29 protein-coding genes are annotated in these 23,895 nt (G+C 64.7%); 2 read left to right on the forward strand and 27 right to left on the reverse strand.

Features of this window, described 5'->3' with window-relative positions; genetic code table 11:
- Positions 1-383: 383 nt before the first annotated feature.
- The 27 genes from L995_RS20295 to L995_RS20425 form a co-directional block, all read right to left on the reverse strand.
- Entirely contained in the window at positions 384-1,436 is a 1,053-nt protein-coding gene (locus tag L995_RS20295) for a contractile injection system protein, VgrG/Pvc8 family (RefSeq protein WP_047473283.1), read from the reverse strand.
- Between the two features lie 9 nt (positions 1,437-1,445).
- Entirely contained in the window at positions 1,446-1,904 is a 459-nt protein-coding gene (locus L995_RS20300) for a phage tail protein (protein WP_013803570.1), read from the reverse strand.
- Between the two features lie 11 nt (positions 1,905-1,915).
- Positions 1,916-4,585: a hypothetical protein gene (locus tag L995_RS33310; protein WP_156136106.1), complete on the reverse strand. Its 2,670-nt coding sequence runs from the start codon at positions 4,583-4,585 to the stop codon at positions 1,916-1,918.
- Between the two features lie 15 nt (positions 4,586-4,600).
- On the reverse strand, positions 4,601-4,732 hold the full coding sequence (locus L995_RS32185; protein ID WP_047473285.1) for a GpE family phage tail protein: 132 nt from the start codon (positions 4,730-4,732) through the stop codon (positions 4,601-4,603).
- Positions 4,733-4,740: 8 nt separating this feature from the next.
- Positions 4,741-5,091: a phage tail assembly protein gene (locus L995_RS20315; RefSeq protein ID WP_082001587.1), complete on the reverse strand. Its 351-nt coding sequence runs from the start codon at positions 5,089-5,091 to the stop codon at positions 4,741-4,743.
- Between the two features lie 85 nt (positions 5,092-5,176).
- The gene (locus L995_RS20320; protein ID WP_013803566.1) at positions 5,177-5,686 is read right to left on the reverse strand and encodes a phage major tail tube protein; all 510 of its coding nucleotides are present in this window, start codon (positions 5,684-5,686) and stop codon (positions 5,177-5,179) included.
- A 15-nt stretch (positions 5,687-5,701) separates the two neighbouring features.
- On the reverse strand, positions 5,702-6,898 hold the full coding sequence (locus tag L995_RS20325; protein ID WP_047473287.1) for a phage tail sheath subtilisin-like domain-containing protein: 1,197 nt from the start codon (positions 6,896-6,898) through the stop codon (positions 5,702-5,704).
- A 170-nt stretch (positions 6,899-7,068) separates the two neighbouring features.
- On the reverse strand, positions 7,069-7,533 hold the full coding sequence (locus L995_RS20330; protein ID WP_047473289.1) for a hypothetical protein: 465 nt from the start codon (positions 7,531-7,533) through the stop codon (positions 7,069-7,071).
- Positions 7,530-7,949: a hypothetical protein gene (locus L995_RS20335; RefSeq protein ID WP_047473292.1), complete on the reverse strand. Its 420-nt coding sequence runs from the start codon at positions 7,947-7,949 to the stop codon at positions 7,530-7,532. Before L995_RS20335 ends, L995_RS20330 begins: the two co-directional genes overlap by 4 nt.
- Positions 7,946-8,449: a hypothetical protein gene (locus L995_RS20340; RefSeq protein WP_052195837.1), complete on the reverse strand. Its 504-nt coding sequence runs from the start codon at positions 8,447-8,449 to the stop codon at positions 7,946-7,948. Before L995_RS20340 ends, L995_RS20335 begins: the two co-directional genes overlap by 4 nt.
- 10 nt (positions 8,450-8,459) lie before the next feature.
- On the reverse strand, positions 8,460-9,494 hold the full coding sequence (locus tag L995_RS20345; RefSeq protein WP_047473293.1) for a hypothetical protein: 1,035 nt from the start codon (positions 9,492-9,494) through the stop codon (positions 8,460-8,462).
- Complete coding sequence (locus L995_RS20350) at positions 9,484-11,643, reverse strand: DUF4815 domain-containing protein (RefSeq protein ID WP_047473294.1); 2,160 nt, start codon at positions 11,641-11,643, stop codon at positions 9,484-9,486. Before L995_RS20350 ends, L995_RS20345 begins: the two co-directional genes overlap by 11 nt.
- A 7-nt stretch (positions 11,644-11,650) precedes the next feature.
- Positions 11,651-12,139, reverse strand: a complete 489-nt coding sequence (locus L995_RS20355) for a hypothetical protein (RefSeq protein WP_047473295.1) — start codon at positions 12,137-12,139, stop codon at positions 11,651-11,653.
- Positions 12,140-12,151: 12 nt separating this feature from the next.
- Complete coding sequence (locus tag L995_RS20360) at positions 12,152-13,099, reverse strand: phage tail protein (protein ID WP_047473296.1); 948 nt, start codon at positions 13,097-13,099, stop codon at positions 12,152-12,154.
- Positions 13,099-13,938, reverse strand: coding sequence for a baseplate J/gp47 family protein (locus L995_RS20365; RefSeq protein ID WP_047473297.1), 840 nt, complete (start codon positions 13,936-13,938; stop codon positions 13,099-13,101). Before L995_RS20365 ends, L995_RS20360 begins: the two co-directional genes overlap by 1 nt.
- On the reverse strand, positions 13,935-14,297 hold the full coding sequence (locus L995_RS20370) for a GPW/gp25 family protein (RefSeq protein WP_231574489.1): 363 nt from the start codon (positions 14,295-14,297) through the stop codon (positions 13,935-13,937). Before L995_RS20370 ends, L995_RS20365 begins: the two co-directional genes overlap by 4 nt.
- On the reverse strand, positions 14,294-14,848 hold the full coding sequence (locus tag L995_RS20375) for a phage baseplate assembly protein V (protein ID WP_047473299.1): 555 nt from the start codon (positions 14,846-14,848) through the stop codon (positions 14,294-14,296). The genes L995_RS20370 and L995_RS20375 overlap by 4 nt, the downstream gene beginning before the upstream one ends.
- 69 nt (positions 14,849-14,917) lie before the next feature.
- Entirely contained in the window at positions 14,918-15,391 is a 474-nt protein-coding gene (locus L995_RS20380; RefSeq protein WP_047473302.1) for a phage virion morphogenesis protein, read from the reverse strand.
- Positions 15,392-15,393: 2 nt separating this feature from the next.
- A complete protein-coding gene (locus tag L995_RS20385; RefSeq protein WP_047473304.1) occupies positions 15,394-15,909 on the reverse strand; it encodes a phage tail protein in 516 nt (171 codons plus the stop codon).
- A complete protein-coding gene (locus L995_RS31460; protein ID WP_052195838.1) occupies positions 15,893-16,474 on the reverse strand; it encodes a DUF2514 family protein in 582 nt (193 codons plus the stop codon). Before L995_RS31460 ends, L995_RS20385 begins: the two co-directional genes overlap by 17 nt.
- Positions 16,471-17,001, reverse strand: coding sequence for a lysozyme (locus L995_RS20395; protein ID WP_046985753.1), 531 nt, complete (start codon positions 16,999-17,001; stop codon positions 16,471-16,473). The genes L995_RS31460 and L995_RS20395 overlap by 4 nt, the downstream gene beginning before the upstream one ends.
- The gene (locus L995_RS20400; protein WP_043792502.1) at positions 16,998-17,237 is read right to left on the reverse strand and encodes a holin; all 240 of its coding nucleotides are present in this window, start codon (positions 17,235-17,237) and stop codon (positions 16,998-17,000) included. The genes L995_RS20395 and L995_RS20400 overlap by 4 nt, the downstream gene beginning before the upstream one ends.
- Positions 17,238-17,252: 15 nt before the next feature.
- Positions 17,253-17,483, reverse strand: coding sequence for a tail protein X (locus L995_RS20405; protein WP_082001588.1), 231 nt, complete (start codon positions 17,481-17,483; stop codon positions 17,253-17,255).
- Position 17,484: 1 nt separating this feature from the next.
- Complete coding sequence (locus tag L995_RS20410) at positions 17,485-17,964, reverse strand: head completion/stabilization protein (protein ID WP_052195839.1); 480 nt, start codon at positions 17,962-17,964, stop codon at positions 17,485-17,487.
- 116 nt (positions 17,965-18,080) lie between these two features.
- A complete protein-coding gene (gene gpM / locus L995_RS20415; RefSeq protein WP_046985755.1) occupies positions 18,081-18,785 on the reverse strand; it encodes a phage terminase small subunit in 705 nt (234 codons plus the stop codon).
- 54 nt (positions 18,786-18,839) lie between these two features.
- Entirely contained in the window at positions 18,840-19,862 is a 1,023-nt protein-coding gene (locus L995_RS20420) for a phage major capsid protein, P2 family (RefSeq protein ID WP_047473307.1), read from the reverse strand.
- 39 nt (positions 19,863-19,901) lie between these two features.
- Positions 19,902-21,077, reverse strand: a complete 1,176-nt coding sequence (locus tag L995_RS20425; protein ID WP_231574490.1) for a GPO family capsid scaffolding protein — start codon at positions 21,075-21,077, stop codon at positions 19,902-19,904.
- Between L995_RS20425 and L995_RS20430 the strand changes: the two genes are divergently transcribed.
- Positions 21,013-22,758 (forward strand): terminase large subunit domain-containing protein, encoded by a 1,746-nt coding sequence (locus tag L995_RS20430; RefSeq protein ID WP_047473325.1) that lies wholly within the window; start codon positions 21,013-21,015, stop codon positions 22,756-22,758. The two genes, L995_RS20425 and L995_RS20430, sit on opposite strands and share 65 nt — an antisense overlap.
- Positions 22,755-23,855: a phage portal protein gene (locus tag L995_RS20435; protein WP_047473312.1), complete on the forward strand. Its 1,101-nt coding sequence runs from the start codon at positions 22,755-22,757 to the stop codon at positions 23,853-23,855. Before L995_RS20430 ends, L995_RS20435 begins: the two co-directional genes overlap by 4 nt.
- The last annotated feature ends 40 nt before the right edge of the window (positions 23,856-23,895 follow it).

Consider the following 23,895-nt stretch of genomic DNA (forward strand, 5'->3'; position numbering starts at 1 on the left):
CCGCGTACGGCCTGTAGCACGCGCGGACTTCCGCTGGCCTGCACCCCTTGCCCGCTCGTTTCGCGGCCCGTGTGGGGCTGCTGTCCGCGTCTGGGGGGGGGTAATGCACGGCCCCGGTCGGCGCATATGCGCCCGAACCCCCATGTCCCCCCTCGGCGCGCGGTTGAGTCCCCGCCGCACCTGCGCGCTAAACATGTGGCTTTCGTCGGGGGTGTCGGCACGCTGGCGCGCAAGGCGTGGCGGCGCCTTGCGGTCGATTCGCTGGACCGTTTCGGTGTCGGGAATCGTCGGGAAAAGCGCGGTTTTGTCATATGGCGAAATGTGGGCGCGGCAGACAAGAAAAATCCCGCGCTGGGCGGGATCGGTGGCGGTGGCGCTGGCGTTCATCGGCTCCAGCGTTTGCCGGGTTGCCGCGTCTTTTCGCCGCCGGCGCGCTCCATCTCCAGGCGTGTGGTCAGGCCGTTGTCATCCAAGGTGTGCTCCACGGTTTTGCACAGCCACTGCTCGCCGTCGATGTCTTCCTTGAAGCCGCTCACGGTGACGGGCGATTGCACCATTACTGATGGGTCGCCGATGGCCAGGGTGATCTCCAGCGTAGCGGCACCACGCTGCAGGCGCCCGCGTTCGGCACGCGCCGCAGCCATGGCGTCATCTTCGGTGGCGTAGCTGTCCTTGAGGGTCTTGAGGTTTTCTTCCTCGCCGTCGATGGCGGCCTGGCGGGATGCGCGGCCGTTGTCGTGCCAGTAGGCCCGCACGCCCGTGTATGCATCACGCGCGGCGGTGTGATAGCGGTGGCGGTCCCCGTCCTGGCGGCGGATCTGCACGGCGGCCAACTGCTTGCCGCTGGCATTGCGCGTGCTGCCGATGGGCAAAAACACCAGGCGCCCCTTCTTGACCGTGGCCACGGCGTCGTGCTGTCGGCCCAGGCGCGTGAGGAAGTGCATATCGCTTTCGTTGGTCTGGTCGATGTGCTGCACGGGCAGGCCGGCCAGGGCGTCGTCCACATTGGCCTGCATGCCGTTGCGCTTGGCGATGTCCCGCACCACGGTGCCCAGCGTGGCGCCGTGCCAGCTGTTGCTGGCCCGCTGCCGCAAGGTCTGGCGCATTTCTGCACTGCGGGCGCGCAGCATGATGGTGTCGGGGGCGCCGCTGTGCTCGATCTCATCAATGATGAATTCGCCTTTATCCCACCAGCCGCCGCCGCGCGTATAGCCGAGCTGCAGCGCCAGGCGGGCGCCCACGGGCGGGAGCGCCAGGCTGTCGCGGGAATCGTCCAGCTCGATGTCCAGCTGGTCGGCCTTTTCGCCACGGCTTTCGCGCAATGACAGGCGGATGAGTCGGCCGCGCAGGTTCTGGGTGATGTTGCGGCCGTCCAGCAGCAACTGGTAGTCGGGCTTTTGGTAGACGCCCTCGGGGTCTTGCAGATCAATTTCCATGGCCCTGCCTTATTCCATCCACCAATCCCAATCGTCCCATTCCTCGTCTGGCGCGCCATCGCCGCCTGTGCCGCCTGATGGATCAGCCTGGCGGTCATCGACGCGCGCCAGCTGCAGCGTGAATTCGATGCGTCGCGGCAGGCCTTCGCGGATAAACAGGGTGCCGGTTTCTTCCACAGATTCAATGACCCAGGCGCCGAATACTTCGCCAGCACCGTTCACCAGCGCATAGGCGGCGCCGGTGTCTCCCATCTGCCGCAGCTTGTCGATGGTGCGGCGGTTGCCGAAGTGCTCGGGCGCCTGCAGGCCTGAGAGGGTGATGGTTTCGTCACCGGGGCCGAGGAATTGCCGCGCTGGCCTGGCGCCCACGCGGCTATTGCTGGGGTGGCGCCAGGCCGTGCTGCGGCGCAGTTCCTGGTATGCGAGTGTGTCGAGGGCAAAGACGAATTGCCCCAGGGCGGCCATCATGGGCGGATCTCCTAGTCGATGTCGGCCAGCTGGCTGTAGCGGCGCGATGCGCGGTCACGCTCGCGCCGGTCCAGTTCTGCGGACACTGCGCGGGCGATAGCCTGCGCGTCCTGGCCCGGGGCAGCGTTGATGGTGATGCTGATGGGGACGCCGCCCGCCGCCGGCGCGGCACCGCTGGCCATGGCCATGGGGGTCGATGCCGCAGCGCCCATGGGCGCCATGGTGATGCCGGCCAGGCCCACGGCTGCCACGCGCGCCAGCGCCTGGCCACGCTCGATGCCCAGGGCCGCGCCCTCGCTGATGTGCTCGCCGTAGCGCATGAACACGCGCGACGGGGATTGGATTTGCATGGGCTCGGTGAACCAGAGCTTCACGCTCTCGGCCATGCCGCCCATCACTTCCTTGACCATGGCCACCTTGGCGCGCACGCCGTCCACCAGTCCGTCCACCAGGTTGCCGCCAGCGGTGAAGAGGTGGTCCTTCCATCCGCCAATCTTCTGGACGAGCGCTTCATACCCCTGTTCAATTCCCCGCCACCACTGCCTGCCTGCGTCGGCCAGCACGTCGCATATGGCCAGGAAGTTGGTTTTCAGCCAGTCCCAATTGCGCCAGATGAGATAGGCCGCGCCAGCAATCAGCGAAATTGCGATGCCCAGGGGTGATGTCAGCAGGAACCGGCCCACGATCAAGGCCGCCTGTCCTATCCACAGCAACGCACGGCCAGCCGCTCCAGCGGCCCAAACCAATGCCGTGCGGATGATGCCGGCGACCCATGCCAGACCACGCCCCACCGCAGAAACCCAAGGCGCCATCCTGGCCATGGCGCCGGTCATCATTGACCAGATCCGAGCCAGCAGCCTGCCACCGACTGCAGCAGCCGTAGCTCCGCCGAACATGCGGGCAAACAGGAAGCGCACCAGGGCGCCTTTGGCCAGCAGCAGTCCCAGAGGGATGAGCAAGGCCGTCAGGACGGCACCCATGCCCAGAAATGCGGCGCCCGTGTACATCACTGCCTTGGTCAGGCCGGGGTGCGCCTGCGCGAAGTTGGATACCGCCTCGGTCACCGCCGTGACCTTTTCCAGCAGCTGGACGTACAGGGGAAGGGCGGCCTCGCCCATGCGCAGATAGAGGTCGTCGCGGCGCTTTTCGAAGTCGATTTCCTTGCCGCGCGGCCCTTCCTTTGCCATTCCGTGCAACGTATTGATATCTGCTGCACTCGCGTTTAGAGCATAGCTCTTATTAATCATTTCCCTCTGCTGGTACATCGTTGCCATCAAGCTACCAGCATTGGTGTTTGAAAAAATACTGCCTATAGAATCTATTATTCCCTGTTCAGAGGTGATGCCCTTCTTTTTAAGCGCTGGAATTAGTACAGTTTCCATCCATTCAAATTGACTTCGCCTGAATATTTCCGCGCCCTTTAAGGCCCCTGGGTTCAGCTGAGACTCCTGCCCCACTTTGTCATGTTTGACTTTACTTTGATCGCCAATTAGCCCTAGACTCGCCAAATTTTGAACAGCACGTTTCGTGGTTCTACCTTGGTACAGGTTTTGATATGCAGCAGTCAAACCTGTTCCAACGGCATCCCCCCCCATTTCCTGCACCAAAGGCTCCAAGCGATAGTAAAACTCTTTTTCATCAAAGCCCTTGGCAGCGAGCTTCCCTCGCTTGATGACATGCATCCAATCAGCCGCACCCACTCTTCCTCTTGTGGCCGTGATGACCTGCTGCACCATGTTTGCGTTTCGGGCGAAATCTTCTTGGCTGTTTGCACCTCCGCGCATTTCAATGACTTTCATCATATCCATGAAATGCCTTGTGTTTTCCGCGCCTCTTTCTTCTCCAAAGGTTGCCTCATTTGCGAATTTCATTTTCGCCAGCGTTGGCATTACCTCTTCTGCATGGTGTCTATCATTAAAGACGGTTATCGCATCCGCCATTAACTCAAGATTTTCTAGCGAGCTTGTCCCAAAGCTCTTGAAAGCACGCGCGAAATCAATCGCTTTGCGAGATTCTGATTCATCAAGGCCAAGTGCGCGGATACGGATTGCTTCGCTTTCAGCAGTGCGACTTTGCCCCATCAGGCCGGTGGCCGCATGGGCGGCGCGGCTGGTGGCGTAGTAGCTGCCCATGCCGGCCGCCGCCATGCCGGCGCCCCGGGCTGCCATGCGGCCAGCGCGTTGCCGGGCATCGGTCAGCGCCTGCAGGCGCGTCTTCTGTGCAGCCATGGCGGCCGTGGTGCGCTCCATGTCGGCACGCAAACTGCGTTCCTTGGCGGCCAGGCCCGTGGTGGACATTCCCGCCTGGCCCATGCGGTCGCGCAGCCCCTGCAATGCGGCCTGCTGCTGGGCGAATCGGTCTTTCAGTTCGCGCGCCCTGGCCTGGGCCTGGGCCATCTGGCGCGACATCGCTGCCGTCACGTTGCCGGCCGCTGCATGCTCTGCCGCGAGCGCCCGCACCTTTGCGCGCTGCGCGGCCAGTTCGCCGGTCAGCGTGGCGGATGCCTTGTGGGCGTTGCGGAAATTCTTGATAAGGCCCTGCTGGGCCTCCAGCTGCTTGTAGTTGTCGCGCAGGGTCTTGAGCGCGCGCGACGTGGCCGAGCTGCCAGAAACCACGCGCCGCAGCGGCCCGGTCACGCGGTCCACCGCGCTCATGATGACTTCGAGGCGGAGCCTGTCCACGGCGTTCTCCTGCTGCTATTTATTTGGGGGCGCGTGCACTTCGTTCCAACGCTTGACGGCGCGCTCTCGCCAGTCGATCAGTTCGTCCATCTCCATGGCATACATGGCAGACGGCGGCCAGTGGAACACCATGGCCAGGTCGGTCATGTAGTCCTCTACACGCCCGCTTGATCCCTGGCCGATGCAGGCAGCAAAAAATTCACCAGCTCCGTTCCGACCTGCAGGACATCGGTAATGTCCATGTCCTTGACTTCATGGGGAACGATGCTGGGATGCGACACACGGGGCAGCACCTTGACGATGGCATCGGTGTTCATCTGCATGAGTTCCACCAGGGAGACGCCGCGCAGGTCGCCGGTCTGCGGCTTGATGATCTGGATTTTTGCCAGGTCGCCGCCCTCGCGCTTGATGGGCGTTTCCAGCGTCACGGTGACACAAGGGCGTCCGCCCACGGTGTTTTGTGTCGCAGCTTGCGGCTTGTCGGTAGCTTCGGTCTTGCCTGTCATGTTGTGTTTCCCGCGTGAAATTCAAAAAGGAGCGGGCGGGCCGGGTTGGGCGGCGCCGCCCGCAGGTGGTTGCCTGGTTGTGGCGTCAGATGCCCAGATCAGCGCGCACGCTGGCCATGAGATCCTGGCCGTCCACGATGCAGACCATGTTCACGATGTCGATCTCGAAAAGCACGCGGCCGCCCACAGTCAGCTTGTAGTAGCTCAGCGCATACGTGTAGTTCTGCTCGGTCATGTCGCCGGCCTTCTGGCTACCGTTGTCCAGCTTGGCCAGCCGGCCGCGCATGATGGCCTCGCAGGCCTGTGAACCTTCGGAGTCGTCGCGCGCAAGGGAGCCAGCAAAGCGCAGCATCACGGCATCGTGGCGGCGCGAGCCCCATTTGGCGGACAGGCCATCGAGGAAACCGGCGCCCTTGATCTCGGCTTCCATCTTTTCCTGGCCCATGTCCAGGGCGATCTCGCCATCCATGCCGCCGGCTCGATAGTCCTCCAGCTTGCGGGACAGCTCGGGCAGCTTCACTTCGGGGACTTCGCCGCGATAGCTCACGCCGTCCACGAACAATGCGAAGTTGATCAATTTGCGTGGCAGTGCCATGTTTTGCTCCTGTGCTTACAAGCCGACGGAAATGCGGTTTGCGAAATCGAGGTAGTACTTGTCCGTGATGCGCTGGCGGAATCCCAGGTCTTCCAGCGGTGGCACGGGCGTGTAGTCGTAGTCGATGACGAGCTTTCCGGTCTTGAGCGTTTCCGTGCTGTTGACCGTCTCGTCATACCAGCACTCACCTCCCAGGATGTAGCCCTGCGCGCGCAGCGTGCGAAACCGCGAGTTGATGCCCTCGATGATGTCCCGCACCATTGATGGATGCATGGGCTTGTCGGTGTACTCGAAATGCCCGTCCACCATGGTGTCAGCAAGGATGTGCGCCGTGCGGGTTGCAGTCTCGAAGGCAAAGTTTTGCTCGGTGCTGCAGGTTCGATTGCCCCAGAAGCGGAAGCCCTGTTGATGGATCAGCGTTGTAACTTTTCCCGCATTGAGCAGGTCCGCATCGGTATCCGTACCTTGCAAGTCCCAATACACGCTTTTGCTGATTCCAGTGGGGCCATTGAGCGGAACATTGGATAGGCTCTTGTGCCATCCCTGTTCTTCATCGATTCGCGCGCGCAGTCCGAGCGCGTATGCGGTGGCGGGGGTAACGATGCCCTTGTTTTGGACCGTGCTCCAGCGCGTGTAGTCGGGCCAGATGATCATGGTTTCGCGCTTGCCGAAACTGTTCTGGTAGAGCAGGGCAGCGCTCACGTCTTCACACTCCCAAGCGGTGGCATAGACCATGCCGCGCAGCTTCTCGCCGATGGCCGTCAAGGCCTCTGCCACAGGCTTTGCATCCAGACCAGGCGCCCCCAAAATGCGCGGCTTCACGCCCAGGTTCGCCTGGGCATCCAGCAGGGCCTGGGCGCCCGTGCGCTTGCCGTTCCGGTAGTCGCCCACGGCCTTGCTGATCTGGTCGGCCTGGCGTTCCTCTTCGGTGTCCCCTTCGCCATCAGCGACGCGCACGATGATCATTGCAGGACGGCACTGCTGTTCGATGGCTTCCAGTGACGGAGCCAGCGTTCCCTTGGTGCCGGCTTTCTCCAGCGCGCGCCGAACATCCGTCACCAACACTGGGGTGTCGAGTGGAAAAAATTCTGCGTCTGCATCATTGGCGGTGGCAACCATGCCGATCACTGCCGTGGAGACGATGCGCAACGCTGTTGCGCCTGCGGTCAATTCCGTGACGCGCACGCCGTGGTGAAAGCTTGCTGTGGCCATTGTTTGAGCCCCTGGGTTTGTTGCTGGTGCGCGGCTCGCGCGAGATGAGCCTATGGTGCTCGGCAACAGCCGCAATAGCCAGAAATGGCCGCTGTCGCTGGGCGTGCGACACAAAGACAAAGCCCGCCGAGTGGCGGGCTTGCGGTGAGGGCGCAGTTGGCGCGGCCAGGTCAGGTCGGCAGCTCGTCAGGGCGCGGCGGCGTGTCCGTGATCTGCAGCGCGCGGCCATCTTCGATCAGGCCCACGGCTTCCAGCAGCTGCACGCCGGCCGCCACGTCCGGGTCGTCCAAGTCGATGAAGCTGGCCAGCTCCTGGTCCTTCAACGTGCTGCGCAGCTGGGCGGCCTGCATGCGCTCCATGGTGCCGGCCTCTGCGCGGTCCACGGCCGCCCATTCGATGGCGGCGCGCTCGATGGCGGTGAAGCGGCGGCGAAACGCCAGCGGCGTGATGCGCCGGCTGATCTTGGGCGGTGGCACGTCCACCCATTTGGCGCCAGTCCAGCGGCGGCCCAGCACGCTCGTGTCGTATTGGGGCAGGCGGTGCATGTCGGCAGCGGTGATTTCCTCGTGGACTTGCGTCAGCGCCACAGCCACGCCAGATGCATTCAGTTGGGCATAGAAATAGGCGGCCATCATTTGTACTCCACCAACTCCCAAGACACCAAAATATTTGTCGCGTTAATAACCTGATTTCCCCAATCAAACTGTATTTGACTACTGTTGATGAGCTTCGCGTAGGCAAATCGCCCGTATCCGTTGCTGACAAATGCCGCACCGCCAATAAAGTGAAGCGATGCTCGCTCCATCGTTACAGGGCTCACATTCACAATTACAGGATTACTGCCCGAAGACGTTTCCCCACTCATCGACACAACCCCGCGCTGCACGCTCTTTACCGCTCCGGTATTGGCCACTTGGCTGCTCACCCACTGCACGCGATTGTCCACGGTGGCGATTTCTACCCGGGCAGCTGCCAGACTTTGATTCAGCGCCGTGATTTCCGCGCGGGCGCGCACCAGGTCACTGCTGATGACCATCTCCATGCTGCTCATGCCTGCACCTCCGATGCGTTGCTGCCGCTGACGCGCCCGGCCACATAGGCCATGGTTTCGGTGCGCGTGCGGCCCCTGTAGTTGGTGGTCACGGTGTTGACCGTGCCGTCTGCGTTGTAGGCCACGGTGGTGGTGGCCAGCTGTCCGTCCACGGTTTCCACGACGGTGGAGACGCGGCCCGAGCCGTCATAGGTGATGACGGTTTTTGATGGGCCGTTGGCGGGGCCCAGGGCCATGTCTTCGGGCTTGAGCACGATGGTCTTGCCGGTCTTGGTGTTGACCTTTTCGACCTTGGTCGCGCCCATGTCGTTGATGGCCAGGCGGATGAGGTCCAGGCTGTCCGCCACCTGCTGGGAGACGGCGCGCCGGGCCACTTCCTCGTCGATGATTTCCAGCGCGTGGATGAGCTTTGGCAGATCCACCTCCAGCGTACTGCCTGGCAGTGGCAGGCCCAGGTGCTCGGTCTGGCCCTGCCCGGTTGCAATGCTGTTGTCGCTCATGGGGCCTCGCTCACAGGATGACGGCGCGCAAATCGCGCACCTTGGGCCGGGCCGTGGTGGTGCCGGTGAGGGTGAGCCGCAGGCGCAGACTGGTGGTGTTGATGCCCTGCAGCCGGTGCGTGATTTCGATGGAGCCAGCCGTCTGCTGGCTGCTGGACAGGTAGGGCACTTCCTGCCATTGCTGGCTTGCGGCCAGCTGCATGTGGACGGCCACGGCCGCGCCGGCCGGAATGTCGCCCACGAACAGGACGCGCAGATCCGTGCCGCCCGCTGTCGCAATGCTGGGCGTGATGTAGGTGCCAGCGTTGAGCAGGCTTCCGACCAGCAGCAAGGGGGCGGCGTCGAGCACGGCGCCCAGGCCGTTGTCGCCCACGCGCAGGGTGGCGCGTACGCGCACGCTGCCGTTGTGGGCCGCCGAAAGCTTGACGGGCTGGCCCACGTCTGCCTCGATGGTCTGCTGCAGGGCGCCGCCAGCGTCCAGCAGTTCCAGCGCGTAGCTGATGCGGGCGGTGGGCTCGGGCTGCGATGCGCCCGCGTTGAGCATCAGCGAGGTGGCATTGGCCACGGCTTGCGTGCCCAGTGTGACGGTTTTGCTGTTGGCGGTGTACTGCACGGCCAGCAGCTCAAAGCGCAGCATGCGGTTGGTGTGCCGCGTGACGATGGCCGAGGCATTGATTTCCAACATCTGGCCCACTTCGGCCTGTGCCGCTGTGACCCAGCCGCCGCCGCCCTGGCTGGCCTCGCCCACCTGGGCCACTTCCAGCGCGGTCTGCGTATCTGCCGCCGAAACGCTGATGGCATAGCCCGTCCTGGCGCGCATCAGCACGGGCGCCGGCCACGTCACGCGCGTGGCCAGACCGGCCACATTGATCTGCGCGGGCTCCAGGCGCCGGACCACGGCAGCTATACCGGGCATGCCAGCATCGTCCAGCTCGGACAGCACGACGATGACGGGACCGCCCACGGCGGCAAAGTGCAGATCCAGGCCCGCGCACTGCAAAGCGGCGGCAGGGGTGACGGTTTGGACGATGGTGCTAGATGACATAGGTGAGGGTCGTGTGGACGGCAGAACGGGCGCCCCAGGCGAGGTTTGCCGTTGCTTGCACATACAGTTTTACGGATGCGGCGCCCACGAATTGCGCGCGCCCTATGGTTCCCTGCTCGCCTTCCAATTCCACGGTTTTCGCACCCACTGGAATACCTGCAGGAATGGTGAATTTGCCGTGCAGCACGCCTTGTGCATCCGCCACCAGGCTGCCGCCAGCGGCCGGCGTGGCGGCCACGGGCTGGCCATCGAAGCGCACGGCCTTCAGCGGCTCCATCGGGCGGAAACCGGCAATCTCGAAAGCCACGTCGATGGTGCGCAGCGTGATGCCGCTGGTGTCGATCAAATCCGGGTTCACGCCGGGCTTGATGTTGCCCTCTGTCATCCACGTCAATGGGTTGACGTCATGCCCGAAATTCAGGATCACCTCTTTCGGATAGCGCAGCTCTTGCGGGTGCTCCCAGCGGTCCACGGCCGGAATCAGGGTCACGGTGGCGGGCATGTCGCCGGCCACGGCCAGACCGTTGACGAGCATGGAGCGGCTGACGCTGGTTTGCCGGATGACGGGCACCAGGCTGTATTCGAGCGCGTGGGTAGTACGCCCGTCGCCCAGCATGTGGGCGGCCTCGGCTTCGTACAGCTGCAGGGCGCCGCCCGTGACCAGGGCGGTCTGCTCGATGCCCTGGTCGCGCATGCTGTCATCCTTCATCGGGTCGGCGAAGTAGCCCTTTTTCAGCCCGCTGTACCGGCCTGCGGTGTCGGTGGCCAGGCGCAGCTCGGCCAGGTCCATCTCGATGTCATCCATGCGGCGCCGATAGTCCACCAGGGTGGCCATGGGCACCATGCGCACGCTGTCGGATTCCGTGCGGCGCGTGTCCGCTTCCCAGGTCTGGTAGATGCTGCCCAGGGCCAGCATGCTGTCGGGCACAGCCGGGGGGACAGGTTGCCAGGTGGCGGGGATGCCCTTGACCACGTTGATGAGGCCTTCACCGTCCATGACGATGCGGTCAATGCGGCGCAGTGCAAAGCGGTAGTCCACAAGGATCAGCGAACCGACCAGGGCGCCACTCACGTCAAAGCCGCGCGGCGTCTGGTTGAGCACGGCTTCGGTGCTGATGTACTCATAGGTCACGTTGTAGCTGCTGCCCGGCGTGGGCTCGGCGCCGGTCGGGCTCCAGTCCACCTGTTGGGCCGTGAGCTTGTAGTCCACGTCGGGCGTGAAGGTCTTGGCGCCCTGGGTGACGCTGTTGATGCGGATCACGCTGCCATCGGGCAGCGGGTCGGCCGCGCCCACGAAACTGCCGTGCACCACCTGGGCGGTCTTGCGTCGCGTGACGCGCACGGTGGCCGGCTCCAGTACGGGCCAGCGGTCGAAAGTCACATGCTGCTGGGCCTCGGTGGTGCTGCCGTGGGGCTCGCTGCTCACCTGGGCCATGTTGGGCTGAGCCTTGTAGATCAGGCGGCGGTCAGCAGGCACCTCGATGGCCGCGCCCACGACTTGCGCCGCACCGGCCGTGACGGCATAGACCTGGTTGCCCTCCTCATCATCAGGCAGCTGGATGGTGAGCAGGCCGCGCACGGCGTAGGTGCCGCCCGTGCTGCGCTCGTCATAGCGGCGGATGGCCTGAGTGACGGCGTTGAGCTGGGGCGCGGGCTCGCGCGGCTTGACGATGCCATCTTCAACGGTCCACACGGGGTAGAAGTCGCCCGCGCCCTGGCCCTGCAGGCCCCAGACCACGGACACCTTGATGCGGTCGGCGCCGGGCTCGCCATAGCCGCTGGTGCCCACGGCGGGGTTGTAGAGGCTGGGGTCTTCCTCGGCGGTGACGATGCGCGTGGAGTACAGCACGCCCACATGCACGGTGCCTTGGGTGGCGATCTGCAGCGCTGCGGCGGCCACGTCATGCACGGCGCCGTGGATGTAGACGCTGCCGGCCTCCAGCTGGCAGGCGCCGGTTTCGGGGTCCACGGTGCAGCGCGCGCCGGCCGTGATATCGCCGTTGGAAAACAGCACATCGGCCACGCGGCGCAGGCGGTAGTTGGCCTGGGCCTGCATCTCGTTCGGCTCGGCCGACTGCGCCACGCGGTCGGCGTGGAAGATGTGCTCTGTGTAGCCCTTGGCGGGGTCGAATCGGTTGTAGCTGGTCATGCGCGGCTCACAGGGGAATGACGATTTCTTCCGTGGCCTTGGTCGTGCCGCTGCGCAGCACGGGCGGCCGGTTCTCCAGGCAATACACGGTGCCTGGGTTCTCGATCTCGCCGGGCGTGAGATAGCGTTTGCCGGCCGGCACGTCAGGCTTTGCCACGGTGCCGAAGAACACGCCGCATTCGCGCACGGTTTCGCCTTCGGCGTCGGCAAAGGCAAAGGTGGTGCGCAGCACCAGGTAGGGCGTGGGCTCGGCGCTGGTCTTGTAGTAGATGGGGCCGGGCAGCTCGATATCGTGGTCTGCCAAGGTGCCAGGGCGGGCATAGCCCACGTCCACCACGGTGCGGCGGCCTATTTCGTCGCGCAGTGCGGTGCGGTCGGTGGGGTTGGCGGGGGCGACTTGCCACTGGCCATCGCCGCGGCCCCATGCGATATGGCAGGGCATGGCGGCCAGGGATTTGGCCAGGGCAATGCGGCCGGCGTCTTGCAGTGTTTGCATGCGGTACTCCGTCTATTCGGTGGATTCGGTGGTCTTGCCGTGGATGTTCGATTGCTGCCAGCGGTCGCCGTCCCAGCGGCCCGTCCAGCCCCGGGCAGGCGCCACGCGGGGCCGGGCGGCGCCGGCAGTCCAGTGGCTGGTGGCCACTGGCGATTGGCTGGGCCGTGCGTCTGCGCTGGACGCCCAGGCCTCGCCGTAGGCACTCAGGGGTTGATGCGGGACATGTGGTGCGGTCTGGCCCGGCGTGTGCTGCAGCTGCCCCCCGGCCGGCAGGCGCTGCATGCGGCCGTCCCAGCGCCACACATCCAGGCGCAGCTGGTCAGCGCGGCGCATGCGGCCGCTGGTGTGCTGGTGGTCGGCGCTGCGCAGCGGGGTGAGGTTGGGGCGCTGGGCCTGGGACTGGTTGATGCGGCCTTGGCTGCCGATGACGGGCGGCTCACCCTCGCCCACGTCCACGGGCGTGCCGCTGTCGTTGTCCCACAGGGCGCCGTCCAGCTTGGGCGCGCGATCCCAGCGCAGGGCGCGCAAATCGAAGCGATAGAACACCCGGTAGAAATGGACGTGCAGCGGGATGCTGGCCCGCACAACATGGGCCATGCGCGCGATATCGGCATTGCTGACTTCACGGCCAGGGTTGATGTGCAGGCGGGCGCCGTCCTCTTCCAGCGTCACGCTCACATAGCCCTGCCAGGCCAGCGCGCGGCGCACGGCGGCGGCGCTGCCTCGCTCGCGCAGCCAGGGCAGGCCCTTGGCCAGCAGCTCGCGCGGGTCGGAAAAATAGCGCTCGAATTGCCCCAACTGCCACTGCTGGGCCAGCCAGGGCAGCAGGGCAGGGTGCTGGGCGGTGCTGGCCGGCTCGGCCGCGTCGGCCATGGCGCCCCAATCGCGCGGCAGCGTGGTGTCTATCACGCGCTCCAGGCTGGTGGATGCCGGGGGCAGGATGCTGCGGCGCGCGTCCATCAGGCCACCCCTGCGTCGATCAGGTCCACGGCGCCCAGGGCCGGGAATTCGCCGGCGGCGATGGGCGTGATGGGCGCGGGCCGGGCGTTGTCCGGGTAGTCCACGGCGTGCACGCCATCGACGTGCAGCAGCGTGGTGATGTAGCTGCGCGCCACGCTGCCGTCCAGGCTGGCCATGCCCGCAAAGGCCGCCTGCAGGCGCGCCTGCAGCTGCTGCAGCAGGCCGGCCGGCGCGGTGCGCGTGCGGGTGATGCGCGCGGTGATGTCAATGGCGCGCGGCACGGCCACGGCCACGTTGACGGGCACGCCCAGCATGCGGGCGTTGTCGGCGTTCAGGGTCTGGGACACCAGCTGTCGCACAGCCTGGGCTTGCGTCTGGTCGGTGACCCACAGCATGACGAGCACGCTGCCCGGGGTCTGCTGGCTGGCCCGCACGGAGCGCACCAGGGGCGAGGCCGTAAGGGCGTGGAATTCGTAGTGCTCGCGCGTGCCCTGGCCGGCCAGGGCGGCGATGCGCAGCTGCAGGCGGGTGCGCAGGCGATCGTCGGCTTCGCCATCCTGGCGGGTCACGCCGTACTGCGCGGCCAGGTGGTCGAGGTCGCCGCCCGTGGCAAATGCCAGCAGGTGGGCGCGGGCGGCATCGTTGACGCGGGCGCGGTACAGCAGCTCACGGTAGGCGCAGGCCTCCAGCAGCTTGACGATGGGATCGGATTCGAGCGCCAGGACTTCGGCCAGCTCTGGCGCGCGGTCCAGTATGTCGGCCTTGAGGTCGGCCAGTATCTGCTCGAAGTCCAGCGGCTCGATGATCTGCGGGGCGGGGAGGGTGGCCAGGTCGGTCATGCGCCCCCCGTTGTGCCTATATCCACGGTCAGGCTCAGCGGCTTTGCGTGGCGCGCATAGTCTGTAAGCAGCGCGCCATCAATGACCAGTTGGGCGCGGCCTGGTGCTTTGGTATCCCGCACAATGCGCAGCCGACTGATGGACAGCCTTGGCTCCCAGCGCATCAGGGCCGAAGCGATAGCCGCATACATCCGGGCTTCGGTTTGCAGATGGTCGGGCTGGTCGATCAGCATCGGCAGCAGCGATCCGTAAGAGCGCCGCGCAATCCTGCTTCCGATGGGCGTGCTCAGGATGTCGCCTATGGACTGCACCAGGTGTTCTACAAGGCCGATGCGCCGGCCGGTAGTTCGGCTCATCATTGCGGCCCCTCCGTGGTGCTGAATCCCTTGGTGACTCCGCCATGGACGTGATGCACCAGACTTATCCCGGCTGCAAGCACATCCGGACTGGCCTCCACCGTCGGGCCTATGTTGAGCCACGCGGCCGCTGTGCTGATGCGGACGCTCTCGCGGGAAATGGTCACTGATGCCGGCCCGATGCAGAGTTTCAAAGTCCCGTTCTCGTAGCGGATGAAATCTGTGTTGTCTTTGTTGAGCTTGATATGCGCCGCGCCATCACTCGGCTGCGCCATCGCTTCGCTGTACAGGCCCAGCAGGGCCACGCCCTGGCCCATGTCGCCGCCTACGCTCAGCACCAGACCCTGCTCGCCGACCTCCGGCGCCCAGAAGGTTGAACCCTGCGTACCGGCGCGCAGGCACTGCACCTGCAGCCAGTCGGTGGTGTTGTCTCCGCAGCGCATGCGCACGCTCAGCGGCTTGGCGCGGACCTCGGCCACGGTTCCACGGCGCACCAGATTCTCCAGGCGCCGCATCAGCTCGTAGGGGCTTTCTTGCTGCGGTGTTTCGGTCATGCGGCCATCGTGCCGCCGCGCACGCGCGAAGCCCAGCAGCGCGTGCTGTGGCTGCCAACATGACAGAAATCAGGGGTGCAGGTGTCGCAGGATGACGTCGCGCAGCAGGTCGGCGTCTTCGGCAGGGATGCCCAGCAGCTGCCGTTCGGGGTAGTCGTACATGGGGCCGTTCTTGGCCACGCGGTCCTGCTCGCCGTAATGATGCACGCGGGCGATGCGATCTGCACGGCCTGCGAATTGCACAACGGCCGCATCGCCCTGAGCCTTGGCCTTGAGCCAACGCTGCATGCGCAGCTTGGCGAACAAGGGGCGGCGGGCTTTTGCGCGGGCGCGGATCTGGGCGCGCTTGTTTCGCAGGCCGTCGCCCTGGGCCTTGCGGGGTTCCCATTTCTCGCCGTCCGGCGTCTGCTGGCTGGCCATGCGCTGGCTGTTGCGGGCGCGCAGCTGCCGCGCCAGGTCCAGCAGCAGGCGGCGGCGCGCTGCCGGCGCGAGCTTGGCCAGCAGCGACTCGGCCCACAGTTCAAGCGCGCGCATATCCGCCATGGCTACATCTCAAACCGCGTGCGCTCTGGCGGGGCGTCGATGTCCCATTCGCACAGCTTCTGATCCTTGAGGTACAGCTCCCAGTGCTCGGCCACGCAGTTGCCGCCCGGGTGGCACGGTTCCTTCGGGTGCGTCGCGCTGTAGCGCGTGGGGTGGTCCGGGTCCGGTTTGACTATGACGGCTTCGCGCAGTGGCACGCGGATGCCGACATCTGCGGCGGTGTCGTTGAGCTGCTCGACATCGAAGAGCAGCGCCTTCTGGCGCTTCTCCGCGTTGTCCAGGGCGTCGGACTGGTTGACGCGCAGCCAGGCCACCAGGGGCACGAACAGGGCATCGGCGTGCCCGGCATAGTCCAGCACGGTGATTTCTGCCGTGTACAGGTATTCATAGGACAGGCTATCTGCCCCGGTGGCCAGCACCTGGCCGCCGGCCGCGCGCACGATCAGGTTCTCGGGGTTCTCGGCGAGCTTCGGCACGGCCTGCAGGATGAGGCGGCGCAGGCTATCGAGTTTCCACATGCTGGTGTTCCTGCGCCACGGCCTGCGGGCCTGCGTTGATGCGCTGCGCTACCGCGTCGAATGCGCGCTCGCAGGCTGCGCCTCTGACGCGGGCCTGGTCAGCTGTTGACGCCAGGACTCCCGCTCGCTCATCAGCGCGTCCGAGCACGTCGGCAAGCACTCCGATGGCGTCGGCAGTTGCCTCGCGCTCTGCGGCAGTGGCGGCACTTCGGGCCATGCTTTGGAAATCACGGGTGCGCTGTTCAAGGAGCCTGTCGCTGCGCAGCCGGCCAGCGCGTTCAGCATCAGCAACGCGGCCCAGGGCCTCATTTTCCTCACGGGCTTTCCTTTCCTGTTCTTCCATCGCCTGCCGGGTCTGCCTGTCATAGCGGCCCACGGCCTCGATGTAGCGGGTGATTTCGGTCTGGGCCTTTGCTGTCTTCTCTGCCAGGCCCTGCAAGGTTTGCGCTTGCTGGGCCTTGAGGTGGCTGATGCGCAGCTGCTGCACGCTCAGTGCAGCCGCCACAGCAACCAGTACCCCAGCCCACAGCACAGCGGATTGCATCACTCCGCGTTGGTGGTTCATAGGGCCTCCAGGCACATCGCCATTTCGCGCCCTCTGCGCAGCTCCAGGCCGCGCAGGCGAATGCCTGCGGCAGTGACCCACGCCGGCAGTTGCTCGCACGCGGCGCGCACATCGCCGGCCTGCAGGCGCAGCAGCATGGTGGAATGCCGGCCGCTCTTGAGCCACACAAAGCCGTCTTTGCTGCCGGCCTGCCCTGGCCCCACGTTGTAGATGAAGCTCAGGAAGGCGGCCAGGGTCTGGTCAGGCATGCCATTGCGCACATGGGCCGGCACCCAGCGCTCGAAGACTTCCCAGGCCTCCTGTATGCCCTGGCGGGTCAGCAGGTCGCATTCAGCCTGCGTGGCGCGGTCGCCCATCTGCACGCCACGGGTCCACCCTTCGCAGATGGTGGGAATGCCTATGGGGTCGCGGTATGCGCCCAGCCTGCGGCCTTCCTCCACGGGCAGGAACTGAGCCAGCAGACCAGCCACCCCCACGGCCACCGCCGAGGCTCCTGCAGCAATCTTGATGTTGCTGGGCCACTTCATAGGACGGTCTCCCCACCGGCCTCGTTTTCCAGCCAGGCGGTGAGCGCGCGTTCTTCGCGCCGGTCCTTGCGCCATTGCCAATACTGGCCCAGCAGCAGACCCACCACGCCGACGATGATGCCCACGATGACGCCGATTTCGGAAATCGTCAGACCGCTGACCACGGCGCTGATGGCGCCACCGTAGGTTGCCGTCTTGCCGCCGATGATGGCGACTTTCTCGATGCTGTCTGCCACTGTTTTCTCCCTCTCTCAGTCCCACAGGTAAACGCGCTGGCGGGTCGGTGCCGGCGCGGTGACGAGGCGCACCAGGTGCCCCTCTGGCAAGTCGTCTGCAAACCGACCCAGACCCGGATTGGCGGCCAAGGTGGCCTCCACGTTTCCGCCTGTGGCACCCAGATGGCGCCATACGAGTCCGTCCAGCGTGTCATGCGCGTGCGCGCGCACAGCGAGCCCCTGCTGCATGTTTTCGGGTGTGGCCATCTCAGATCAGCTCCACGATGGTTCGCCGCCGGCCGCGCAGATCCGCGATGGCGTTGCGCAGGTTCCGCTGGAATGTGTCCACGCGGATCTCCAGGCGGGACAGCACTCGCCCTTCCTTGCCCTCTCCGTTCGGCAGGGTGTCCAGATCGCGGTAGGCCTCTGCCAGCTCGGCCTGCACATGGCTTTGCACGGCCCGCAGGAACTGCGCCGGCTTGACGCTCTTGCCGTCCACCTGGCGCGCTGGCACCTTGTCCAGGGCGTCATGGCCGGCGGCCACCTGCTCGGCCCGCCAGGCTTCCAGCTGCCCCGTGATGTCGGCCACGGCCAGCACCACGGCCTGGCGCAATCGCTCGGTGGTCACGGTCGCGTCAAAGCGGCATTCCTTGAGCATGCGGTCGGCATCCACATCGGGCCACCAGCCATCGCCGGCAACGGTGCCCGTTGGCTTCTGGTTCGGTGGATTGACGTTGGATACAAACATGCAGGCTCCGGTGTTGAGGTGTGGCGGTGGCCCAGGGCGTTGGACGGTGCTGTGTCAGCTGTCCTTGCCCTGGGGCCGCCACGGGCGCGGGGTACGCTCGGTTTCGGCGGTTGGAGCTATGCCTCTTTCTTGAGGCGGCGCTCCAGCCGCTCGATGTCCTTTTTCACGCCGGTACGGGTGTCCAGCTCGAAGGCGCGCTTGAGCAGCGGCATGGCCTTGCGGCATGCGGTGATGGGACGGGACTCCATGTCCACATCGCTGCTCGATGTCTTGCCCAGCAGCGCCCAGCCGGCGGCCTTGTAGAGCTTGGCGCGGGCCTGGTCGTGTGCATCCAGTCCATCGGTCATGGCGATGACCTCGGCCGTGATGCGCACGGCGTCCTTGCCGGCCAGCCGGCCCGCCATCACGGCCTCGCCTACCTCATCGATCACGATGGTCTGCACTGGCCGCTCGAATCTGTCGGGCATCTTGAGCCCGTGCTCCAGCGCGTAGCTGGCGAGCGCCAGGCCTCGGTCATACATCCCTGCATCCAGGCTCCACAGCAGGACCGTGGCCAGCACGTCGTCCTGCACGCCCGGCGCGGCCTGCAGTACCGCGTCGATGTAGTCGTCAAACTCGGGCAGCATGGTGCGCTTCATCTCGGCACGCCGCTCCAGGCTTTGCACGTCCTTCAGCCGCAGGCGGAACTGGTGCAGCTGCGTCAGCTGCATTTCATAGGCCGAGCCTGTGGCCTCGCCGTGCGCGCCGGCATCGGCCGCTTGCTGGGCTTGCTTGGCCGCCAGCACGCGCAAGCGGTGCCGCTGGGCTGGTGATTGGTTCATGGGTTCCCCGCTGGTGTGGCGCCGGCCCGTTCAGAGCCGGCGCGCTGGCTGCTATCAGGCTTCGGGCTCGATCTCGATGTTTTCGATCAGCACGGCCTTGCCCAGGTCTTCGATGACGAAAGCATCGTTGGAGCTTTCGTAGGTCTCCACCCGGTCGCGCTTCGGGTTGTCCAGAATCGACCGGCGGCGCCCGCCTTCCTGGTAGTAGATGGACAGGTTGGACCAGCTGGTGATCAGGATGGCATTGGGACGGAAGAACGGCACGGCGTTGGCCGCCAGGCGCCCCAGCCGGGCCTGGCTCGCAACGATGCTGGCCGCCAGGATCTCGGTGGGCGCCTTCTGGCCATCGACCAGCGGGAACAGCTTGTCGTGCATCAGGTCGCGGCCTGTGATCGCCACCAGATCCGCGGCTTCGGCATGCCAGGGGTCCAGCAGCGTTTTGTAGGCGTCGTAGACCAGACCATCGAGGGTCTTGAAGTCATTGCCAGCGCTGTGGCCGACCTTGACCTTTCCGCTGCCTTGAACGACTTCATGCAGCACACGCTCCGGCGCTGTATTGCGCAGCTGCTGCAGCCAGCCGATGTTCACATCCTGCAGCAGCGGGTTGGCTACCAGGTCGGTGTCTGCGGCCACGCTGGTGCCGTTCCAGCCCACCATGATGCGATCCAGGGCGCAGCGTTCGTAGATGCTGCGGGACAGGCGCGGCTGGAAGTCCTTGAACTTCGCCCACATGTCCAGGGTCTGGTAGCGCGTGTGGGTGTCGTAGTTGGTCTTTTCGCAGCGGTATTTCGTGCCGTCGATGGCCTTCACATCCCGGGTCTGGCGGTCCTTGGTTTGCGTGTTGGTGCGGCTGGCAATCGGCCCGGTCACGCCCAGGTAGAGCTTTTCGCCTTCCATTTCCGTGACCGGCACGATGTTGATGCGCTTGAGCAGCTCGCTGGATTCTTGGATCTTGGTTTCCAGGCGCTGCTGCACGCTGGGCTCGATGGCGAACTTCTCGGCGGCGCTTTCAACGCCATTGAGCTGGGCCTGGTCCTTCAAGAACTGGTTGTATTGCTGGCGGGTGAGCTTTTGCATGTCGGTTTCCTCGGTCTGGTGTAGTGGGCTGGCCAGGGGTCAGCAGTCGGCCTTCTCGTAGCCGGCGCCCCCGGTGTTCAGCGGTCGCTTGTTGGGGTTGCTGTCGGTTTTCTCGACCTTCTCGCGGAACTTGGCGAAGGCCTCCAGGTGTTCCTCCAGCTTCTTGCGCAGGTCTTGCTGCTCGGTGCCGAACTTGGATACCTTGCCGTCCAGCGCTTCCATGGCGTTGCCGGCCTCCTGCATGGCCTCGGTCATTTCCGCCGCGAATTTCTCGCCGGTTTCCTGGCGGCCGGACAGGCGCTTGAACTTGGCCAGCAGCTTTGCAACAACGCCATCTCGGGCCGGCCCTGCCTCGGGATCGTCTTCGCTGAATTCCAGCTCCGTCTCGATGAACATCGAGAAGACCTGCTTGCCGTCCTTGGCCGAGAACGAAAGTGCTTCACAGCCGGTACTGGCTGGGCTGTCGGTCACGGCCAGGCCCATCAGATAGGCCTCGCCCTTGCCTTGGAAGTTGGGCTCCACCTCAATGGAGCTGTAAATCTTCTTGCCCTGGCGGTTCATTGCCACCAGCGATTCCAGCGGCTTGATGCTTGCGAACAGGGCCAGCAGCCCGTCCTCGACCTCGCGGGCCTCAACTTCCAGCACGTCGCCCTGGGCGCTGAATGGGCTGTCATGCCACACGCTGCGCTGGTGCTCCACCCAGACCCGCGCGCCGTACTTGGCACGGTTGTAGGTGTTGGCAATCTGTTCGATCCATTCGCGTTTGATTTCGCGCCCATCCACCGTCTTGCCTTCGGTGGCGACCCGGAAAAATTTCTTGCTCATAGCGTGCAGCCAGTGGTGAGAGTTGATCTGGTGCCTATGTTCTTTCGGTGCAAGTTTTGTAGCAATCAGCGCGCTCTGTGGCTGGGCGAGTGACAGTTTTTGCATGCTGCTTTTCGCGCGCGCGCGGGACAAACTCCCAGCCATGCCCAGCACTGCAAAACGCGCCAGGCCGGCGCCGCATCGCGCAGCGGCATCGGCCAAGAAAGCGCCCGCCAAGACCGCCGCGAAGAAGCCCACCAAGCAGGCCGACAACCCTCTGCCCTTCGGCCTCGATGGCCTGCCCACTGCGGCGGGCTCAGGTTTGCCGGCTGGCCCGTCCAGTCCCGTGGACGGCGGCGCCGGGGTGCGCCGCGAAGCGAGGGCGTTGTTTTGGATGGGCTGGAAGTTCACGCATATTGCGGAACGGCTGGGCGTGCCGCGCACCACCTTGATCGGCTGGTCGCGCGCTGATGGCTGGGAAGAGGCCAAGCCCGTTGACCGTGTGGCTGGCACGCTGGAGTCGCGCCTGGTGACGCTGATCGGCAAAGACCAGAAAACCGGCGGCGACTTCAAGGAAATTGACCTGCTCACGCGGCAGATGGAGCGCCTGGCGCGTATCGACAAGTATGGGCAGACGGGCCGCGAAAGTGACCTGAATCCCAACATCGAGCTGCGCAATGCCGGGCCGAAGAAGAAGCCGGAAAAGAATGCCATCACGCCCGAGCAGGTGGACGTGCTTTGCAAAGCCTTCCTTGATTCGCTGTTCGACTACCAGCGCACTTGGTGGGGCGCAGCCATGGAGCGAACCCGGCAGATCCTCAAAAGCCGGCAGATTGGCGCCACCTGGTACTTTGCCCGTGAGGCATTGATTGATGCGCTCCAGACGGGGCGCAATCAGATTTTCCTGTCGGCCAGTAAGAACCAGGCCCATGTGTTCCGCAACTACATCATCGCTTTCGTCAAGAAAGAGATTGGTGTCACGCTCACAGGCGATCCCATCATCTTGCCCAATGGGGCCGAGCTGATTTTCCTGGGCACCAACTCGCGCACGGCCCAGAGCTACCACGGCAATCTGTACTTTGATGAATATTTCTGGACCACGAATTTCACCGAGCTGAACAACGTGGCCAGCGGCATGTCGTCGCACAAGCAATGGCGCCTGACGTATTTCAGCACGCCCTCCAGCCTGCAGCATGAGGCCTACGCGCTGTGGAACGGCTCGCACATCACCGACCGCAAGCTGGACATCGACCTGCGCCATGAGCACCTGGCCAATGGCTTTCGAGGCGCGGACGGCATCTGGCGCCACATCGTCACGGTCGAGGATGCCGAGCGCGGCGGCTGCACCTTGTTCGACATCGAGAACCTGCGCTCCACCAAGGCCGCCACTGTCTTCGCCAATCTGTACCTGTGCCAGTTCATGGATGACGCGCTGGCCGTGTTTCCGCTGTCGCTGCTCCAGCGCGGCATGGTGGACCCCTGGGAGGCATGGAAGGACTTCAAGGCCTTCACGCAGCGGCCCTTTGGGCACAAAGGCGTCTGGGTTGGATATGACCCCAGCCATACCGGCGACAAGGCCGCGCTGGTGGTCCTGGCGCCGCCTGAAAAGCCCGGGGGCAAGTTCCGCGTCCTGTACCGCAAGCAGATGCACAAGATGGAGTACGAGGACCAGGCGGCGGAAATCCAGCGCATCTGCCAGCAGTTCAACGTCGAGAAGATGACCATCGACACCACCGGCATGGGGCAGGGCGTCTACCAGCTTGTGCGCAAGTTCTTTCCCGCCGTGCGAGGCCTGCGCTACAGCCTCGAAGCCAAGATCCTGCTGGTGCTCAAGGCCCAGACCGTGCTGCGCGCCGGCCGGCTGGAGTTCGACCAGGACGACAAGGAAATGGCCGCCAGCTTCATGTCGGTCAAGCAGGAGATGACGCCCACGGGCCGCTCCATCACCTACAGCAGCGGCCGTTCGGAGCAGACCGGCCACGGTGATCTGGCGTGGGCAACCATGAATGCGCTTTCCAACGAACCACTGGAGCAGGGGACCGAGTTCGCCGGCTCCACGCTCTCGCAATCCTTTGTGGAGATATCCGAATGACCGAAGCCACCCAGGCCAGCGCAGCGCCCGGCAATGATGCTGCCGCCGAATCCGCGCCCGCAGGCCCCGCGCGCTCTGTGATGTTCACCTTTGGCGATCCTGAGCCAGTGGTGGGCGGTCGCGCTTCCATCCTCGAATACATCGAGTGCATGGATAACGGCCGCTGGTATGAGCCGCCTGTCAGCTTTGCTGATCTGGCGCGCATGCTGCGCGTCGGTGCCCATCATGAGTCCGCCATACGCTTCAAGGTCAACGTGTTGACCAGCACGCTGATGCCGTCGCCCTATCTTTCGCCCGGTGCCTTCCAGGCCTTCGCCTTGGACTACCTCACGCTGGGCAATGGCTATCTGGAAAGCCGGCGCAATCTGGTGGGGAGCCTGCTCCGGCTGGAGCACACGCTTGGCAAGTACATGCGGCGCGGCAAAGAAGCTGGGCAATATTTCCAGATCAGCGATTTTCAGAACGAGCACGAATTCCCGGTGGGCCAGGTTTTCCACCTGCGGGAGCCCGACATTCATCAGGAGGTATACGGCCTGCCGCAGTACCTGGGCGCTGTGCAGTCGGCCCTGCTCAACGAGGCGGCCACGCTGTTCCGCCGGCGGTACTACGCCAACGGCTCGCACGCTGGCTTCATCCTCTACGTGACCGACCCCGCCCAGCATGAGGAAGACATCGAGGCAATGCGCGATCAGCTCATCAAGTCCAAGGGCGTGGGCAATTTCAAGAATCTCTTCTACTACGCGCCCAACGGCAAGGCCGATGGCATCAAGCTGATTCCCATCAGCGAGGTGGCTGCCAAAGATGAGTTCGTCAACATCAAGGCCAGCAGCAGGGATGACGTGCTTGCTGCGCATCGGGTCCCGCCCCAGCTGATGGGCATGATGCCGAACAACGTTGGCGGGTTTGGGGATGTTGAAAAAGGGGCGAAGGTCTTTGCGCGCAACGAAATCCGGCCACTTCAGTCGCGTATCAAGGATGAGCTGAATGCCTGGGCTGGTGCCCCGGTCTGCGACTTTCGGCCTTACTCCCTGGATGATGACGAGCAGGTTCCATCAACTCGGTTGCCCGTTGGATTCCCGCAAAATCAGCGTAAGTAGTTGATTTTTCAAGAGAGTCGCCCCGCCCCCCGCGCACCAC

It is taken from the genome of Delftia sp. ZNC0008 (assembly GCF_000799035.1).
Classification (GTDB): Bacteria; Pseudomonadota; Gammaproteobacteria; order Burkholderiales; family Burkholderiaceae_C; genus Comamonas; species Comamonas tsuruhatensis.